Source organism: Roseovarius sp. THAF27 (assembly GCF_009363655.1).
Taxonomy (GTDB): domain Bacteria; phylum Pseudomonadota; class Alphaproteobacteria; order Rhodobacterales; family Rhodobacteraceae; genus Roseovarius.
Map to the genome: position 1 here is coordinate 3,917,682 of NZ_CP045393.1, position 17,287 is coordinate 3,934,968.

At 66.9% G+C, this 17,287-nt stretch carries 13 protein-coding genes; 7 read left to right on the forward strand and 6 right to left on the reverse strand.

Features of this window, described 5'->3' with window-relative positions:
- Positions 1-129 precede the first annotated feature (129 nt).
- From FIU89_RS19425 to pbpC, 3 genes are read left to right on the forward strand one after another with little or no spacing between them, the layout of a single operon-like run.
- Positions 130-5,571 (forward strand): alpha-2-macroglobulin family protein, encoded by a 5,442-nt coding sequence (locus FIU89_RS19425; protein WP_152494113.1) that lies wholly within the window; start codon positions 130-132, stop codon positions 5,569-5,571.
- Positions 5,568-6,146 carry a putative glycolipid-binding domain-containing protein gene (locus tag FIU89_RS19430; RefSeq protein ID WP_152494114.1) on the forward strand — a complete coding sequence of 193 codons (579 nt, stop codon included), beginning with the start codon at positions 5,568-5,570 and terminating at the stop codon, positions 6,144-6,146. Before FIU89_RS19425 ends, FIU89_RS19430 begins: the two co-directional genes overlap by 4 nt.
- Complete coding sequence (gene pbpC, locus FIU89_RS19435; RefSeq protein WP_152494115.1) at positions 6,133-8,181, forward strand: penicillin-binding protein 1C; 2,049 nt, start codon at positions 6,133-6,135, stop codon at positions 8,179-8,181. Before FIU89_RS19430 ends, pbpC begins: the two co-directional genes overlap by 14 nt.
- A gap of 125 nt (positions 8,182-8,306) precedes the next feature.
- On the opposite strand, the gene FIU89_RS19440 is transcribed toward pbpC, so the two are convergent.
- The 6 genes from FIU89_RS19440 to FIU89_RS19465 form a co-directional block, all read right to left on the reverse strand.
- Complete coding sequence (locus tag FIU89_RS19440; RefSeq protein WP_152494116.1) at positions 8,307-9,482, reverse strand: acetyl-CoA C-acyltransferase family protein; 1,176 nt, start codon at positions 9,480-9,482, stop codon at positions 8,307-8,309.
- A 69-nt stretch (positions 9,483-9,551) separates the two neighbouring features.
- Positions 9,552-10,250 (reverse strand): metallophosphoesterase family protein, encoded by a 699-nt coding sequence (locus tag FIU89_RS19445; protein ID WP_152494117.1) that lies wholly within the window; start codon positions 10,248-10,250, stop codon positions 9,552-9,554.
- Positions 10,251-10,291: 41 nt separating this feature from the next.
- Positions 10,292-10,903, reverse strand: coding sequence for a dimethylsulfonioproprionate lyase family protein (locus tag FIU89_RS19450; RefSeq protein WP_152494118.1), 612 nt, complete (start codon positions 10,901-10,903; stop codon positions 10,292-10,294).
- A gap of 208 nt (positions 10,904-11,111) precedes the next feature.
- The gene (gene serA, locus FIU89_RS19455; RefSeq protein WP_152494119.1) at positions 11,112-12,707 is read right to left on the reverse strand and encodes a phosphoglycerate dehydrogenase; all 1,596 of its coding nucleotides are present in this window, start codon (positions 12,705-12,707) and stop codon (positions 11,112-11,114) included.
- Between the two features lie 88 nt (positions 12,708-12,795).
- Positions 12,796-13,974 (reverse strand): phosphoserine transaminase, encoded by a 1,179-nt coding sequence (locus FIU89_RS19460; RefSeq protein ID WP_152494120.1) that lies wholly within the window; start codon positions 13,972-13,974, stop codon positions 12,796-12,798.
- A 156-nt stretch (positions 13,975-14,130) separates the two neighbouring features.
- Positions 14,131-14,913, reverse strand: a complete 783-nt coding sequence (locus tag FIU89_RS19465; protein ID WP_152494121.1) for a Crp/Fnr family transcriptional regulator — start codon at positions 14,911-14,913, stop codon at positions 14,131-14,133.
- 301 nt (positions 14,914-15,214) lie between these two features.
- Between FIU89_RS19465 and serB the strand changes: the two genes are divergently transcribed.
- The 4 genes from serB (at position 15,215) to FIU89_RS19485 (ending at position 17,267) form a co-directional block, all read left to right on the forward strand.
- A complete protein-coding gene (gene serB, locus FIU89_RS19470) occupies positions 15,215-16,087 on the forward strand; it encodes a phosphoserine phosphatase SerB (protein WP_152494122.1) in 873 nt (290 codons plus the stop codon).
- Positions 16,088-16,160: 73 nt separating this feature from the next.
- The gene (locus FIU89_RS19475) at positions 16,161-16,484 is read left to right on the forward strand and encodes a helix-turn-helix transcriptional regulator (RefSeq protein ID WP_152494123.1); all 324 of its coding nucleotides are present in this window, start codon (positions 16,161-16,163) and stop codon (positions 16,482-16,484) included.
- A 3-nt stretch (positions 16,485-16,487) separates the two neighbouring features.
- Positions 16,488-16,931: an SRPBCC domain-containing protein gene (locus tag FIU89_RS19480; RefSeq protein WP_152494124.1), complete on the forward strand. Its 444-nt coding sequence runs from the start codon at positions 16,488-16,490 to the stop codon at positions 16,929-16,931.
- Between the two features lie 21 nt (positions 16,932-16,952).
- Entirely contained in the window at positions 16,953-17,267 is a 315-nt protein-coding gene (locus FIU89_RS19485) for a YciI family protein (protein WP_152494125.1), read from the forward strand.
- Positions 17,268-17,287: the final 20 nt, after the last annotated feature.

A 17,287-nucleotide genomic window follows, 5' to 3' on the forward strand; every position in this document is an offset into this window, starting at 1 on the left:
ACTCTCGGGGCTCAAACTCCCTGATTATGGTGAACAAGTGTTTAAACCCTGACCCGCGACAGGCGCGGGAATCGTTGTCTTGCCCCGGGGGGCGTGGCACGATGCCGCCATTCGTTGAAGGAGGGTATTATGCTCCAACGCTTTCTTGCCGCCATCGTCCTCAGCCTTTCCGCCAGCCTCGTCGCGTCCGCCGCGCTGGCCCAGGATGCCGTGCCCGACAGGCGCGAGGTGGTCACCAAGGATGTCGACTTCTACGGCTCCGATCTGGAACCGCTTTTCGACATCACGCTCGAGGCCTGCCGCAACCTCTGTTTTTCCAACAATGCCTGCCGCGCCTACACCTTCAACACCCGCTCCAGTTCCTGTTTCCCCAAAAGCGCCCTGACCGAGACCAAGCCCTACGAGGGCGCGATTTCCGCCGAGGTCTTCAACACCGACACCCGCGTCCTGTCAGATGCCCCCGCCCGCACCGCCGATCTGGATTTCCTCAACCCCGGCGACCTGAACCAGGCCCGCGACCAGGCCACCGGCATCGGCGCGCGCCACCCCGGCGGGCAATGGGACGTGCCCGCCATGGTCAACGCCGCGCAGGACCGCATCGCGCAGCAGGACTACCTCAACGCCATGCGCTGGATGGGGGCCGCCGTGGCCCGCTCGGACGCCGCCGACCAATGGGCGGAATATGCCCGCCTGTCGCTCCTCATCCCCACGCAGAATGACTCCGAGAAACGCAACTATGCCAGCCGCGCCTTCCAGGCCGCGATCAACGCCTATCTGCGCGCGCCCGGCGATCCCGCCCGCATCAACGCGCTTTTGCTCATGTCCCAGGCGCTCGAAACGATGGGCCGCGGCCAGGCCACCGTGCCCACCCTGCGCCTTGCGGAATCCATCCAGCCGCGCGATGACGTTCTGACCGCGCTCGATGCCGCCATCGCGAAGTACGGCTTTCGCATCACCGACCACCGCGCCGACAGCGACAGCGCCCAGCCGCGCCTCTGCGCCGAATTCTCCGAACCATTGGTCGAGGCCGGCACCGATTACACGCCCTTCGTCCGCCTGCCCGATCCCGGCCTCGTGGTCCAGCCCGACGGCAACCAGATCTGCATCGCTGGCGTCCAGCATGGCGAACGCTACCGCGTCACCTTCCGCGAGGGGCTGCCCGCCGCCAGCGGCGAAACCCTCCAGCGCGACACCGAAATCACGCTTTACGTCCGCGACCGCTCCCCGCGCGTCAGCTTTCCGGGCCGGGCCTATATCCTGCCCAAGGCCGCCGACACCGCCCTGCCCATCGAGACCGTCAACCTTACCGAGGTCAAGCTGCTCTTGCGCCGCGTCTCCGACCGCAACCTTCTGCGCACCATGCAGGAGGACTATTTCGGCCGCCCCCTCAGCCAGTACCAGGAACGCGAGTTCGGCAATGACATCGCCGAGGAGGTCTGGACCGGCAACGGCGAGGTGCAGAACACCCTCAACCAGACCATGACCACCCGCCTGCCGCTGGGCGAGGTGCTGGCGAACGAGGCCCCTGGCATCTACGCCCTGACCGCCACCATTCCCGGCGCCGACCCTTATGACAATCCCGGCGCCACCCAGTGGTTCGTGCTGACCGACCTTGGCCTGACCACCCTCAAGGGCACCGACGGCCTTCATGTCTTTGTCCGGGGTCTGGCCGATGCCCAGGCGGAATCCGGCGTCGAGCTGTCCTTGCTCTCGCGCTCCAACCGCGTGCTTGGCACCGCTACGACCGACGATCAGGGCCACGCGCTCTTTGCCCCCGGCTTGACGCGCGGCACCTCCGGCTCCGCCCCGGCGATGATCCTTGCCAAGGCCGGCCCCGACGACATGGCCTTCCTGTCGCTTACCGATCCCGCCTTCGACCTCTCGGATCGCGGCGTCGAGGGCCGCCCGCCCGCGCCGCCCATCGACGTCTTTCTCGCCACCGACCGCGGCGCCTATCGCCCGGGCGAGGTGATCCACGCCACCGCGCTGGCGCGTGACAATGTGGCCGAGGCGATCCCCGGCCTGCCCCTCACGGCCATCCTGCGCCGCCCCGACGGGGTGGAATATTCCCGCCAGTTGTCCGGCGACGACGCCGCGGGCGGCCATGTCTTTACCCTGCCCGTGGGCGCATCCGTCCCTACCGGCAGCTGGACGCTCGACATCCTGTCGGACCCCGAGGATGAACCGCTGGTCAGCCGCACGCTCCTGATCGAGGATTTCCTGCCCGAGCGCATCGACTTCGACCTGTCGCTGCCCGACGGCCCCATCCGCCCCGGCGACACGCCCCCGCTCACCATCGACGCGCGCTATCTCTTCGGCGCGCCGGGTGCCGGGCTGGTCGCGGACGGCAACGTGCGCCTCATGGCCCGCACCACGCTCGACGCCTTCCCCGGCTACCGCTTCGGCCGTCACGATGAACTGGTCGGCGGCCGCATCACCTACCTGCCCGGCGGCAAGACCGGCGCGGATGGCCAGCTTCAGATGGCCGCAGAAATGCCCGAATTCGACGTCACCGACCGCCCGTTCGAGGCCGACATCACCGTCACCCTGCAAGAAGGCTCAGGTCGCCCGGTCGAACGCAGGCTCAACCGCATGCTCGCCCCCGCCGGCCCCATGATCGGCATCAAGCCCTTGGCCGACGACGTCGTGCCGGAAGGCACCGAGGCAAGTTTTCAGGTCATAGGCATCTCGCCCGATCTCACGCCCATCCCGATGGACGTCAAATGGACGGTCAACCGCATCACCACACGCTATCAATGGTACCAGGACTACGGCTCGTGGAACTGGGAGCCGATCACGACCCGCGAACAGGTTGCCACCGGCGACGCCACGCTGGGGCAAGAGCCCCTCACCGTCTCCGCCCCCGTCGAATGGGGCCATTATGAACTGGTCGTCGAACGCACCGGCGGCGACTATGTCTCGTCCTCCACCGATTTCTACGCCGGCTGGTACGCCCCCGCCGACGCCAGCGACACGCCCGACACGCTCGAACTCTCGCTGGACCAACCGGAATACACCCCCGGCGACACCGCCCAACTGCGCGTCGTGCCCCGCTATGCCGGCACGGCGCTGATCACCGTCATGTCCAACCACGTCATCGAACGCCAGGCGGTCGAGGTTTCAGAGGGCGAAAACACCATCCCCCTTTCCGTCACCGAGGACTGGGGCGCAGGCGCCTATGTCACCGCGCAAGTGATCCGCCCGATGAACGTTAGCGCCGGCCAGAACCCGGCCCGCTCCCTCGGCCTCAGCTACGCCAAGATCGCCCCGGGCGAAAAACAGCTCTCAGTCTCCATCGACGCGCCCGACACCGCCGCCCCGCGCGGGCCGCTGGATGTCACCGTAAACGTCGATGGGCTGGCCGACGGCCAGACCGGCTATGTCACCCTCGCCGCCGTGGACGTGGGCGTGCTCAACATCACCGGCTTCCAGTCGCCCGACCCGTCCGGTCACTACTTCGGCCAGCGCCGCCTCGGCGTCGAGATCCGCGACCTCTATGGCCGCCTCATCGACGGCATGAACGGCGCCCAAGGCCAGGTCCGCTCCGGCGGCGACGCGGGCAATCCCCTGTCCGGCACACAGCCGCCCCCCACCGAGGACCTCGTCGCCTATTTCACCGGCCCGCTCGAAATAGGCCCCGACGGCACGGCAAAAGCCAGCTTCGACATGCCCGACTTCAACGGCACCGTCCGCTTCATGGCCGTCGCATGGTCCCCCACCGCCGTGGGCCAGGCCGAGGATCAGACCATCGTGCGCGACCCGGTCGTCGTCACCGCCTCCCTGCCGCGCTTCCTCGCCCCCGGCGACGAAAGCCGCCTGCTGCTGGAAATCCAGCACACCGAAGGGCCGACGGGGCGCATGGGCCTCGACGTCTCCGGCACGGGCCTCACGCTCGGCGGCACAATCCCCTCCGGCCTCGAACTGGGCGAACAGGAAAAAACCACGCTCAGCCTGCCCATCACCGCGGGCGACGTGGGCGACGCCACCGTGCGCATCGCCCTCACCACGCCCGATGGCAAGCAACTGACCAAGGAGATGCCGCTTGGCATCCGCGCCAACGATCCGGTCATCGCCACCACCCGCCGCTTCTCTCTCGGCGCGGGCGACAGCTTCACGCTGGGCGCGGACGTCTTCGCCGACCTGCGCCCCGACACGGCCAGCGCCATCCTCGCCGCCGGACCGCTGGCGAAACTCGACGCCCCCCGCCTTCTGGCCGCGCTCGACCGTTACCCTTATGGCTGCACCGAACAGGTGGTCAGCCGCGCCATGCCGCTGCTCTACTTCAACCAGGTCGCCGCCGCGATGGGCCTCGCCTCCGAAGCGCAGGCACAGGAACGCATCGACCAATCCATCGCCCGCATCCTGACCCGGCAATCCTCCGGCGGCAGCTTCGGCCTCTGGCGGGCCAGCTCGGGCGATTTCTGGCTCGACGCCTATGTCGCCGACTTCCTGTCGCGCGCCAAAGCGGAAGGCTTCGACATCCCCGACACCGCCTACACCATGGCGATGGACAACCTGCGCAACCGCATCAACTACGCACCGGACTTCGACTCCGGCGGCGAAGACATCGCCTACGCCCTCATGGTCCTCGCCCGCGAGGGGGCCGCCCGCATGGGCGACCTGCGCTACTACGCGGACGTCAAGGCACAGGCCTTCGCTACGCCCCTGGCCCAGGCCCAGCTTGGCGCCGCCCTCGCCTTCTACGGCGACCAGACGCGCGCCGACCGCATGTTCGCCGCGGCCCAGCAAAGCATCAACCAGACCTCCGGCGACGAAGGCCAGGTCTGGCGGGCAGACTACGGCACCCGCCTGCGCGACCGCGCCGGCGTGCTGACCCTGGCGACCGAGGCGGGCAGCACCGCCGTCAACGCCGACGCTCTGGCCAGCGCCATCACCGCCGAAGGCCCGCACATGTCCACGCAGGAACAGGCGTGGTCCCTTCTGGCCGCCCGCGCGCTCCTTAGTGATCCATCCGTCTCGGGCCTCTCGCTCGACGGCGAGCCGGTCTCGGGCCCCTTCGTGCGCAACATTTCGGCCACGTCATTGACCCCCCAGACCCTCACCAACACCGGCGCGAACGCCACCGACATCACCCTCACGACCCTCGGCGTGTCGGTGACCCCGCCCGAGGCCGGCGGCTATGGCTACGCCATCGAGCGCAGCTATTTCGACATGGACGGCACGCCCGTGGACCTGTCGATAGTGCCCACCGGCACCCGCCTCGTCACCGTTCTGACGGTGCGCCCCTTCGAAAAGGGCGAGGCGCGGCTCATCATCGACGACCCTCTCCCCGCCGGTCTGGAGATCGACAACCCGAACCTCCTGCGCTCGGGCGACGTGAACGCGCTCGACTGGCTCGACCCGGCCAACGCCGAGCATTCCGAGTTCCGCGCCGACCGCTTCATCGCCGCCGTCGACTGGCGCTCGGACAAGGCCTTCCGCCTCGCCTATATCGTCCGCGCGATCAGCCCCGGCAGCTACCACCACCCGGCAGCCTCGGTCGAGGACATGTACCGCCCGCAATACCGCGCGCGCTCGGCCACCGGGCGGATGACGGTCACGGCAGAATGACGGGCAAGACCGTCGCCACGATCACCTGGCGCGCGCTCTATTGCGAGGGGCAGGACACCTGCCGCCTCGCCCGCGCCGATCACGGCTGGCTTCTGGTCGGCCACGCCCGCTTTCACGACGATGACGGCTTCGCCGCGCTGGATTACGTCGTGCGCTGCTCTGAGGAGTGGCAGACCCTCGACGCCGATATCGCCGGCACCCATGGCGAGATGGACGTCCGCCTGCATATCGACCACCGCAACGGCGAATGGCTGCTGAACGAGACACCGCAACCCGGGCTAAAGGACGCCACCGACATCGACCTCAGCTTCACCCCCGCCACCAACCTCATGCCCCTGCGTCGCCTCTTCAAACAGCAGGACGACGCCCTGACCACCCGCGCCGCGTGGCTGCACTATCCCGCCGCCACCCTCGCGCCTCTGGACCAGACCTACAGCCGTACGTCTACGTATGGCGTGATCGACTACCGCGCCGAACAGACCGACTACACCACCACGCTCGAGGTCAACGACGCGGGCTTCGTCACCGACTATCCCGGCCTCTGGCACGCGGAAGACCAGCATGTTCCGCTTTGACCGCCTCCTCCTGCTGCTGGCCCTCGCGCTCTTTGCCTCCGGCCTCGGGCGCGACAAGCTCGACCAGTGGATCGCCGCAACCGACCTCCCGCCACTCCTGACGCCCCTCTCCACCGAGGTCCGCGACCGCACCGGTACGCTCCTGCGGGTCTATACGGTCGAGGACGGCCGCTGGCGGCTCGGCGCCACGCCCGACGCGGTGGATGCGGGCTACCTCGACATGCTCATCGCCTACGAGGACAAACGCTTCTACACCCATTCCGGCGTCGATCCCCGCGCCATCCTCCGCGCGACCGCGCAGGCCATCTGGAACGGTGAGGTCGTCTCGGGTGCCTCCACCCTCACCATGCAGGTCGCCCGCCTGCTCGAGGACAGCGGCACCGGGCGGCTTTCCGGAAAGCTGCGACAGGCCCGCGTCGCGCTCGCCCTCGAACGCCGCCTGACCAAGCAGCAGATCCTTCAACTCTACCTCGAACGCGCGCCCTTCGGCGGCAATATCGAAGGCGTCCGCGCCGCTAGCTACGCGTGGTTCGGCAAGGACCCGCGCCGCCTGACCCCCGCCGAGTCCGCGCTGCTCGTCGCCCTGCCGCAATCCCCCGAATCCCGACGCCCCGACCGGCACCACTTCCAGGCGGCCGAGGCCCGCGCCCGCGTCCTCGCCCGCGCGGAACGCGACGGCCTGCTGACCCAAGGCGCGGTCGAGGCCGCCCTGACCGAGCCGGTGCCCCACACACGCCGCGCCTTCCCGTCCCTCGCGCCGCACATGGCCGACCGCGCGATATCCGACGACCCCGCCCGCCTGCGCCATGACCTCACGCTCGACGCCCCCCTGCAAGCCGCGCTGGAACGCCTCGCCACCCACAGCCTGCGCGATCTGCCCCCGGACGTTTCCATCGCCATGATGATCGCCGACCACAAGACCGGCGACATCCTCGCCTCCGTCGGGTCCGCCACCTATGGCATCGGCGACGCCCGCTCCGGCTTCGTCGACATGACACAGGCCATGCGCTCCCCCGGCTCGACGCTGAAGCCCTTCATCTACGCCATGGGTTTCGACCGCGGCCTCGCCCATCCGCAAACCCTCATTCACGACCGCCCTGTCGCCTTCGGCACCTACGCGCCACAGAATTTCGACGGCGCCTTCCGGGGCGAGCTGACCGTGGCCGACGCCCTGCGCCAGTCGCTCAACATCCCGGTGGTTCTGCTGCTGGACGAGATCGGCCCCGCCCACCTGCTCGACACCCTGCGCCGCGCCGGCGTGCCGACCGAGCTGCCCGGCGACCAGCCCGGCCTTGCCGTCGGCCTCGGCGGCCTCGGCATCACGCTAGAAGGCCTGACGACCGCCTACGCCATGCTGGCAAATAGCGGCCAGACACGTCCGCTGAACTGGCGTCAGGACGCCCCCCAACATACGCCAACGAATGTTCTGAACCGCGCCGCCGCCTGGCACGTGGCCGATATCCTCGCGGGCCTCGCGCCACCGCCCGGCGCACCCAAGCGTCGCCTCGCCTACAAGACCGGCACCTCCTACGGCCACCGCGACGCGTGGGCCGTGGGCTTCGACGGCCGCCATGTCGCCGCCGTCTGGATCGGCCGCCCCGACGGCACGCCCGTCCCCGGCGCCTTCGGCGGGGACCTCGCCGCGCCGGTGCTGTTCGAGGCGTTCCAGCGTCTGAAACCCAAAGCCGACGCCCTGCCGCCGCCTCCGCCCGAGACGCTGCTCTTGCCCACCGCCCGCCTGCCGCAACCCCTGCGCCGCTTCGCCGGGCGCGACGCGGTGTTCCAACCGTCCGAGGATGCGCCCAAGCTGATCTTCCCCCCAGCCGGCGCCCGCCTGCCCGTCCAGGACGGCCGCCTCACGGTCAAACTCCGCGACGGCAAGCCGCCCTTCACCTGGCTCGCCAACGGCACGCCGCAGAAAACCGGCACCCGCCGTCGCGAGGCCGAGCTGACCGGCCTCGCCCGGGGCTATTCCAAACTGTCGGTGATCGACGCAACGGGCCGCTCCAGCAGCGTCACCGTCTGGATCGACTGACCCCATTTTCTACGCAGTTTCGCAGCAAGAATTTTCAAAAATTCTTGCCCGATTTCTTGCAAGAAATCGTTCCGAAAAATTGCAATTTTTCGCCGCGGAATTTTGCAAAATTCCGCGACCGGCCCTCACATCCGCTCGATCGCCACGGCAATCCCCTGCCCGCCGCCGATGCACATGGTGATCAGCGCTTTTGTCCCGCCGATCCGCTCCAACTCATAAAGCGCCTTCACCATCAGGATCGCCCCCGTCGCGCCCACCGGATGCCCCAGCGCAATCGCGCCGCCGTTCGGATTCACCTTGTCCGTGTCCAGCCCGAGCCCACGGTTCACCGCAATCGCCTGCGCCGCAAACGCCTCGTTCGATTCCACCACGTCGAAATCCGCCGCACTCAGCCCGGTCTTCTCCAGCAAACCCTCCACCGCCGGCACCGGCCCGATCCCCATCACCTCGGGGCGCACGCCCGCATGAGCATAGCCCAACACCCGCGCCTTGGGTTTCAACCCGGCCCTCTCAGCCGCCTCCCCGCGGGCAAAGACCAGCGCCGCTGCGCCGTCATTGATGCCGCTCGCGTTGCCAGCCGTCACCGTGCCGTCCTTCTGGAACGCCGCCCGCAGCCCGGCCAGCCCTTCGGCGGTCGTGGGCTTGGGGTGCTCATCCGTCTCGAACGCCACCATGTCGCGCTTCACCCGCACCTCGACCGGCACGATCTGACTGGCAAAGCGGCTTTCCTCGATCGCCTTCGCCGCCCGCGCCTGGCTTTCCAGCGCAAATGCATCCTGGTCCTCGCGGCTGACGCCATGCTCGGCGGCCACGTTCTCGGCCGTGACCCCCATATGCCCCGTCCCGAACGGACAGTTCAGCGCCCCCAGCATCATGTCCAGCGTGCGCACATCGCCCATCTTGGCGCCCCAGCGCTGGTCCGGCACGATGAAGGGCGAGCGGCTCATGTTCTCGGCCCCGCCCGCGACGCCGAAATCCGCATCGCCCAGCATCAGGGATTGCACCACCGACACCACCGCCTGCGCACCCGAGCCGCACAGCCGGTTCACGTTCATCGCCGGGGTCGTCTCGGGAATGCCCGCCTCCATCGCGGCGACACGGCTCAGGTACATGTCGCACGGCTCAGTGTTTATGACATGGCCGAACACCACATGGCCAATCTGCCCCGGCTCCACGCCCGACCGCTCCAACGCCGCCTTCGTCACCACGGCCCCCAGCTGCCCCGGCGGCGTGCCCGCCAGCGATCCGCCAAAAGTGCCGATGGCCGTGCGCGCGCCATCCAGAAGTACGATATCCGTCATGAGAGCCTCCCTGCGTCAGTCCGACCGATCATCGCCTTCCGGCGCTTTTCCCGCAACCCCGACGTGCCGTCACGGCACCAGCGGCACCGGGCCGTCCTCGGTCAGGATCCACGCCTCCCGCCCTTCGAACACCGCCAGTTGCAAGGGCCGCCCCCAGCCCGTGCCGCAATCCAGCGCCACGCGGTTGCCGTGATGCTCGGGCGCATCGACCGGCGTGTGCCCATGCACCACCAGCTTGCCATGATCCCGGTCGTCATACAGAAACGGCTCGCGGATCCACATCAGGTCCTCGGGCACCTGGCGCTCCAGCGGCGTGCCGGGCGACACGCCCGCATGGCACAGGAACAGCTCTTCCGTCTCGAAGCTATAGGGCAAGGTGCTCAGGAACTGGCGATGCAGCCCCGGCACCTGCTCACGCCAGTCGCCCTCATACTCTGCGTTCTCGATTCCGTAAGAGGCCAGCGTTTCGCGGCCGCCAAGGTTGCCCTGCATCCACCACTGGAAGCGCACGGGTTCCATCCGGCCTTCCAGCGCATCCAGGAACATCTGGTCGTGATTGCCCCGCAGCGCGGTCCAGTTCCGCCCCTCCGCGATTCCGTCGATCAGCGTTTGCACCACGCCACGGCTGTCCGGCCCGCGGTCGGTGTAGTCGCCAAGGAACACCACCCTGGCGTCGCGGCCCGCCCGTGCGTCGATCCGCGCCAGCACGCGGTCGAGCTCGGAACGATAGCCATGGATATCCGGGATCACGTAAAGCGGTTGGGTCATGCCCCAGACCTAATGCGCCACGGCGCGAGTGCAAACCCGGCTCAGGCCGCGAAGGCCCCGAACGCCTCGGCCCCGTGATGCACGCGGTAGCTCTCGATGCCGATATCTCCCGACCAGCGCCACAGCGCCACCACACCCTCGTCGCCGGTCTGGCAGGCATGGGGCAAGTAGGTGGAATGATGCACCGAATGCCCCGCCACCATCTCGCGCTGCGCGTCGCCAGCCGTCCACAGCGCCCGGCCCGCGATGATCACGTAGGTCTCGACCGCGGCATGGGAATGCAGCCCATAGCGCGTGTTCGGCCGCTGGTAATACAGCCCCGCCCGCAGGGTCGGGCAATACAGCGGCGCCTCCGGCCCCATCAGGTCCACGACCGAAAACAGCGCCTCGTCCTCGGGCTTCATCTGGCTCGACACCGGGTTGTGGCCCCATGGCAGCACGTCATGCGCCGCCCAGGCCGCCCGGGCCACCGCCAGGGTCGACCCCGCCAGCAGACCGCAAATCGCGTCCGTATCGCCGGGCGAGTCGTTCGTCAGCGGCGCAACCTCGGTCGCCGACAGCAGCGCCGTGGCGGTCTCATTGGCACAGGCCCGCCCCTCGGCGCGGAACACCGCCGACATCTCGGACAGGAAAAGCTGGAACGGGTCGTGCATCGGAACCTCCTCGGCCGCATGCACCTCGCCTAACGCAAACGGGCCGCCACGGCTTTCGCCACAGCGACCCGGAAATGGTCGTTTTTCGCGCCTTTTCAGCCTGTGGCCATGTCGGGCGCCAAAGGCGGGGTGAACCCCGCCCTACGCAGCCCGTAGGCCGGGGTTCACCCCGGCATCGCCCGACACCGCAACCACGCGTCCGGGCCCATCACCCAACATCGAACTCCAGCGCCCGGATCTGCTGAAAGAGGCCCGTCTTATGCAGCTTGGCGATCACGTCCTCCGGCACCGGCGCATCGACGTACAATAGCGCAATCGCCTCCTCCCCCGCCTTCGACCGGCCAAGGGTAAAATTCGCGATGTTCACGCCATTGCCGCCCATGGTCTGGCCCAGCGCGCCGATGATACCCGGCTCGTCGCGGTTCGTCGTGTACAGCATGTGCTGCCCGATCTCGGCGTCGATATTGATCCCCTTGATCTGGATGAAGCGCGGCTTGCCGTCGCTGAACACCGTGCCACCGATGGACCGCTCCCGCTCCGCCGTCACCACGGTCAGCTTGATATAGCCCTCGAACGCGCCCGACTTGTCCTGCTTGGTGGTCGAGATCTTGATCCCCCGTTCCTTGGCAATCAGCGGCGCTGACACCATGTTCACCTCCGGGTTCACCGCCTTCATGATCCCCGCCACGGACGCGCTGGTCAGCGCCTCGAGGTTCATCTGGCTGACCACACCATCATAGAGCAGGTTGATCGCCTTGATCGGCTCTTCCGTCATCTGGCCGATGAAATTGCCCAGATGATCTGCCAGCTTGATCCACGGCCCCATCACCTTGGCTTCCTCGGCGGTCACCGACGGCATGTTCAGCGCATTGGTGACCGCCCCCGTCAGCAGGTAATCCGACATCTGCTCGGCCACCTGCAACGCGACGTTCTCCTGCGCCTCGCTGGTCGCGGCACCCAGATGCGGCGTGCAAACCACGTTGGGCAGACCGAACAGCGGATTTTCCGTCGCCGGTTCCTCGGCAAACACGTCCAGCGCCGCGCCGGCCACGTGACCCGATTGCAGCAACTCCGCCAGCGCCGCCTCGTCCACCAGCCCGCCGCGGGCACAGTTGACGATCCGCACGCCCTTCTTGGTCTTGCCAAGGTTCTCACGGCTCAGGATATTGCGCGTCGCATCGATCAGCGGCGTGTGCAGCGTGATGAAATCCGACCGCGCCAGCAGCGTATCCAGATCCACCTTCTCGGCCCCCTTCTGCGCGATCTTCTCTTCGCTCAGCGTCGGGTCATAGGCGATCACCTTCATCTTCAGGCCCCGCGCCCGGTCGGCCACGACGCCGCCGATATTGCCGATGCCGATGATGCCCAGCGTCTTGTTGGTCAGCTCGACTCCCATGAACTTGGACTTTTCCCACTTGCCGGCATGGGTGCTGGCGCTCGCCTCGGGGATCTGCCGCGCAACGGCGAACATCATCGCGATGGCGTGCTCGGCGGTGGTCACCATGTTGCCGAAGGGCGTGTTCATCACGATCACGCCTTTCTTCGATGCCGCAGGCTTGTCCACATTGTCGGTACCGATCCCGGCGCGACCGATGACCTTCAGTTTCGTGGCCGCCTCCAGGATCGTCGGCGTCACCTTGGTGGCCGAGCGGATCGCCAGCCCGTCATAATCGCCGATCACCTCGGCCAGCTTGTCCTTGTCCTTGCCCAGCTCGGGCCTGAAATCCACCTCGATCCCCCGGTCGCGGAAGATCTGCACGGCGGTTTCACTCAGCTTGTCGGATACGAGTACTTTGGGAGCCATCTGTCTGGTCCTTCATCTTTGAATTCTGGGAATGGTGGGTTTGAAACCCACCCTACACATCCCGCGCAGGGTGGGGTTTCACCCCACCTCACACGGTCTCGGAAAGCGCCGCGATCTCGGCGTTGAACGCCCATTCGATCCACGGCATCAGCGCGGTCACATCGGCGGTCTCCACCGTGCCCCCGCACCAGATCCGCAGTCCCGGCGGCGCGTCGCGATAAGCGCCCACGTCAAAGGCCACGCCCTCGGCTTCCAGCCGCTTGGCCACGGCCTTGGCGAACGCCGCCCCGTCGCTGATCCGATCGTCGTTGAACTTCAGGCACACGCTCGTGTTCGACGCCGTCGCCGGGTCCTTGGCCAGGAATTCGACCCACTCATGGGTGCCGACGAAATCCGCCACCGCCTTGGTATTGGCATCCGCCCGCGCGATCAGGCCGCCCAGCCCGCCCACCGACCGCGCCCAGTCGAGCGCCAGCAGGTAATCCTCCACCGCCAGCATCGACGGCGTGTTGATCGTCGCCCCCTCGAAGATGCCCTCGATCAGCTTGCCGCCTTTCGTCAGGCGGAAAATCTTCGGCATCGGCCAGGGCGGTGTATAGCTTTCCAGCCGTTCCACCGCGCGGGGGCTCAGCACCAGCATCCCATGCGCCGCCTCGCCGCCCAGCACCTTCTGCCAGGAGAACGTCACCACATCCAGCTTGTCCCAAGGCAGGTCCTGCGCAAAGGCCGCAGAGGTCGCATCGCAGATCGTCAGTCCCTGGCGGTCCGCCTTGATCCAGTCGCCGTCCGGCACCCGCACGCCACTGGTCGTGCCGTTCCAGGTAAAGACAACGTCATTGTCCGTATCCACGCCACTAAGATCGACGATCTCGCCATACTCGGCGGTCTTGACCTCGGCATCGAGTTTCAGTTGCTTCACCGCATCGGTGACCCAGCCCGCGCCAAAGCTTTCCCAGGCCAGCATCTCGACCTTGCGTTCGCCCAGAAGGCTCCACATCGCCATCTCGACCGCGCCGGTATCAGACGCCGGCACGATGCCGACCTTGTAGTCATCGGGAATGCCCAGCACCTCGCGCGTGCCGTCAATCGCGGCCTTCAGCTTGGCCTTGCCCACGGCGGCGCGGTGCGACCGGCCCAGGGGCGCGTCGGCAAGCTTGCTCAGGTCGAATACGGGGGGTTTGGCACAGGGGCCGGAGGAAAAACGCGGGTTCGCCGGAACGGCGACAGGTTTAGTGTCCGGCCGCGTGCCGGGTGTCTCAATAGCCATTTCTGCTATCCTTCCAGATAAGCGCCCCTCGTTGGGGAGGGGTGTCCCACCTACGGGATTACGCCCGCCGGCTGAGTCCCGCAAGAGGGAAAACAGCCTTTGCGCGGCGGTTTACGTGCTGAAAGCGACCCCGGGCGACTATCATCGGAAACTTCGTCACCCGCACAACCGGTCATGCGCTTCGGGCAAAGCAACACCGCCTGCCGTCTCCATCGGCTGGCGGCGCACGATATTGCGAAAGTTGACGTGCTTCTGAAGCACCTTCTGCCGGATCTCACGAGAAAAGCAATTGTCGAGGTGCCGCCTGATCTCGCTGTCGCGCCGGGCGATCTTTCTGATCTTGGCACTGCTGATACAGAACGCGTATGCCGCTTCGGCCACGATGGTGGTGGCCGTCGACGGCTGCCCCGACAGACATGAAATCTCGCCGATGAACACGTCTCTCTCGTACCGGAAAAGACACGTGTCTTCGGAATAGACCGTCACGGCGCCCGACGCGATATAGAACAACTCCCCCGATATCTTCCCCTCGCGTGTCAGCACGGTGCCGGCCGGCAGATGCTTCCAATGCCCCGATTCAAGAAGCCGGCGCGCCCGGAACCCCCTGAGGTCGGGAAACTTGCTGGCAAGCAGAAGCTTCTCGTCCTCCTTCAGGAACAACAGGTAATCCGAAAGCCAGTTGCGCAGCAGTCCGATCGTGCTGATGGCGATAAAGCTGATCTGGATCAGGGCCGCCGACAGGTTGAAATTGGTCTGAAGACTATAAAGCACCGATCCGGCGGCAAGAATGTTCAGGAACGGATAGGTGAACCCCTGACCCCGGATCAGGCCGATTTGCAGGGCGAAATATGACGCAAGGTAGATCGTGACACCGAGCACCCCGAACAGGTCCACGAAATCGGAAATACGGCTTTGCGAAATCAGGGAAAACAATTCCATGATCGAAATCCATTGAATAAAAAAATGACTTCAAAAAAAGTGTATTCAAAAAGTAGTACGTTCAGCCTTAGCATAATGTTGCGGTTTTGGAAACACTGGCATCCGTCATCCGGTGACACGGCATGCAGACCTTGCTCGCCCTGTCGTAGGGTGGGTGAAAACCCACGCGCCCCTCCCGGCAGGTGCCACGGCCTTGTTCGCACCTTCTGCCATGCGTGACCCGCGATTGCGTCCCCCCACCTAGAACCCCCTCCCAACCTGCGCTATGCCCGCACTCACAGCGCATAGCGGAGACGTCCCCATGTTCACCACCACCCTCATCGCGCCTCCGGGCACGCTCGACCCCGCCCTGGTCGAGAACCTGCGCAATGCCTGGGGCGGGTTCGACGCCCGCTGGCTCTCGCCCGACGAAGCGGCGGAGTTCGACATGGCCGCGCTCCCCGACAACCGGTGGGAGGTCTGGGACAACCTGCAAACCCTGCGCACCGACCTTGTGGTCCAACCGTCCGAGAATCGCCGAAAGCGGATGCTGCTGGCCGACATGGACAGCACCATGATCCAGCAGGAGTGCATTGACGAGCTGGCCGAAGAGGCCGGCGTCGGCGCGCATGTCAAGGACATCACCGCCCGCGCCATGAACGGCGAACTCGATTTCGAGGGTGCCCTTCTGGAACGTGTCGCCCTGCTCAGGGATCTCCCCGAAGACGTCATCGCCGAGGTTCTAGACACCCGCATCACCCTCATGCCCGGCGGCGCCACCTTGCTGGCCACGATGCAGGCCCACGGTGCCTATACCGCCCTCGTGTCGGGCGGCTTCACCGCCTTCACCTCGCATGTCGCCACGCTGCTCGGCTTCGACGAGAACCGCGCCAACACGCTGCTTGTCGAGGATGGCAAGCTCACCGGCGACGTCGCCCGCCCCATCCTCGGGCGCGAGGCCAAGGTGCAGGCGCTCGCCGACATCACCACCCGCCTCAACATTTCCGAAATCGACGTGCTGGCGGTGGGCGACGGGGCCAACGACCTCGGGATGCTCGCCCGCGCAGGCAGCGGTGTGGCACTCCATGCCAAGCCGTCCGTCGCCGCCGAGTGCGAGTTGCGCATCAACCACGGCGATCTCACGGCGCTCCTTTACCTGCAAGGTTACGACCGCAACGATTTCCAGATCCTGTAGGGTGGGCGAAAGCCCACGCATCGTCGGACCATTTCGTCTTTACGTTAATTAACTACTATGTTAATTACGCGTTATGCCCCACCTGACCGACACCTTCGCCGCCCTCTCCGACCCGACCCGCCTTGCCGTGGTCGAGCGCCTGATGGCCGAGGGCGAGCTGCCCGCCGGTCGTCTCGTCGAACAGGCCGATATCAGCGCCCCGGCCATGTCCCGCCACCTCAAGGTGCTGCGGCAGGCCGGGCTGGTCGAACAGCGCATCCAGGGCACCAGCCGGCTCTATTCCGTCCGCCCCGAGGCGCTGAAATCCATCTCCGACTGGACGCTCGATCACCGCGCCTTCTGGCAGGCGTCGATGGACCGCCTCGCCACCCACCTCGCCCTTCAGGACGAGGATTGACTGATGGGCGACGTCCGCATCACCCGCGACTTCCCGGTCACGCCCGCGCGCCTGTTCCGCGCCATCACCCAGCGCGCCGAGGTACTGGAATGGTGGGGCCATGACGGCATGACCCTGCCCGACACAGCCCTCGACTTCACCCGCGAAGGTCCCTGGCATTCCGAGATGCGCGATGCCGACGGCAACCGCTACCGCATGTCGGGGCAGGTGACGCATGTCGACCCGCCGCACAGCGTCGGCTTCACCTGGACATGGCACCTGCCCGAGGGCATGCGCGCCCCCGAAAGCCACGTCACCTTCACCGTCACACCCGCCGCGGGCGGCGCCCGGCTGACCATCGACCACCGCGACCTGCCCGACGACGACCGCGCCGCGCGGCACGAAACCGGCTGGACAAGCGGCCCCATGGTCCGCCTCGCCCGCCATCTGCAAAGCCAACCCCACTGACCCCTGAAAGGAGACCGACACATGCCCAAGTACATCCTCGCCTATCACGGCGGCGGCCGGCCCGAGACCGAAGAAGAGGGGCTCAAGGCGATGAAGGCCTGGGAAAGCTGGCTCGGCGGCCTCGGCGGCAAGCTCATCGACCCCGGCAACCCCGTCGGCATGTCCAAGACGGTCAGCACCGAGGGCATCGCCGACAATGGCGGGTCCAATCCCCTCTCGGGCTATTCCATCGTCGAGGCCGCGGATGACGCCGAGGCCTGCGAGATCGCCCGCGGCTGCCCGATCCTCGATGGCGGCAAGGGCAGCGTCGAGGTCGCCCCGATCGTCGAAATGTAACCCACGCGTCCCGGGCTCGA

What these genes read in the sequence shown, in the direction of transcription:
- FIU89_RS19425 (WP_152494113.1), top strand. Translation starts at nt 130, where the DNA reads ATGCTCCAACGCTTTCTTGCCGCCATCGTCCTCAGCCTTTCCGCCAGC.
- FIU89_RS19430 (WP_152494114.1), top strand. Translation starts at nt 5,568, where the DNA reads ATGACGGGCAAGACCGTCGCCACGATCACCTGGCGCGCGCTCTATTGC.
- pbpC (WP_152494115.1), top strand. Translation starts at nt 6,133, where the DNA reads ATGTTCCGCTTTGACCGCCTCCTCCTGCTGCTGGCCCTCGCGCTCTTT.
- FIU89_RS19440 (WP_152494116.1), bottom strand. Translation starts at nt 9,482, where the DNA reads ATGACGGATATCGTACTTCTGGATGGCGCGCGCACGGCCATCGGCACT.
- FIU89_RS19445 (WP_152494117.1), bottom strand. Translation starts at nt 10,250, where the DNA reads ATGACCCAACCGCTTTACGTGATCCCGGATATCCATGGCTATCGTTCC.
- FIU89_RS19450 (WP_152494118.1), bottom strand. Translation starts at nt 10,903, where the DNA reads ATGCACGACCCGTTCCAGCTTTTCCTGTCCGAGATGTCGGCGGTGTTC.
- serA (WP_152494119.1), bottom strand. Translation starts at nt 12,707, where the DNA reads ATGGCTCCCAAAGTACTCGTATCCGACAAGCTGAGTGAAACCGCCGTG.
- FIU89_RS19460 (WP_152494120.1), bottom strand. Translation starts at nt 13,974, where the DNA reads ATGGCTATTGAGACACCCGGCACGCGGCCGGACACTAAACCTGTCGCC.
- FIU89_RS19465 (WP_152494121.1), bottom strand. Translation starts at nt 14,913, where the DNA reads ATGGAATTGTTTTCCCTGATTTCGCAAAGCCGTATTTCCGATTTCGTG.
- serB (WP_152494122.1), top strand. Translation starts at nt 15,215, where the DNA reads ATGTTCACCACCACCCTCATCGCGCCTCCGGGCACGCTCGACCCCGCC.
- FIU89_RS19475 (WP_152494123.1), top strand. Translation starts at nt 16,161, where the DNA reads ATGCCCCACCTGACCGACACCTTCGCCGCCCTCTCCGACCCGACCCGC.
- FIU89_RS19480 (WP_152494124.1), top strand. Translation starts at nt 16,488, where the DNA reads ATGGGCGACGTCCGCATCACCCGCGACTTCCCGGTCACGCCCGCGCGC.
- FIU89_RS19485 (WP_152494125.1), top strand. Translation starts at nt 16,953, where the DNA reads ATGCCCAAGTACATCCTCGCCTATCACGGCGGCGGCCGGCCCGAGACC.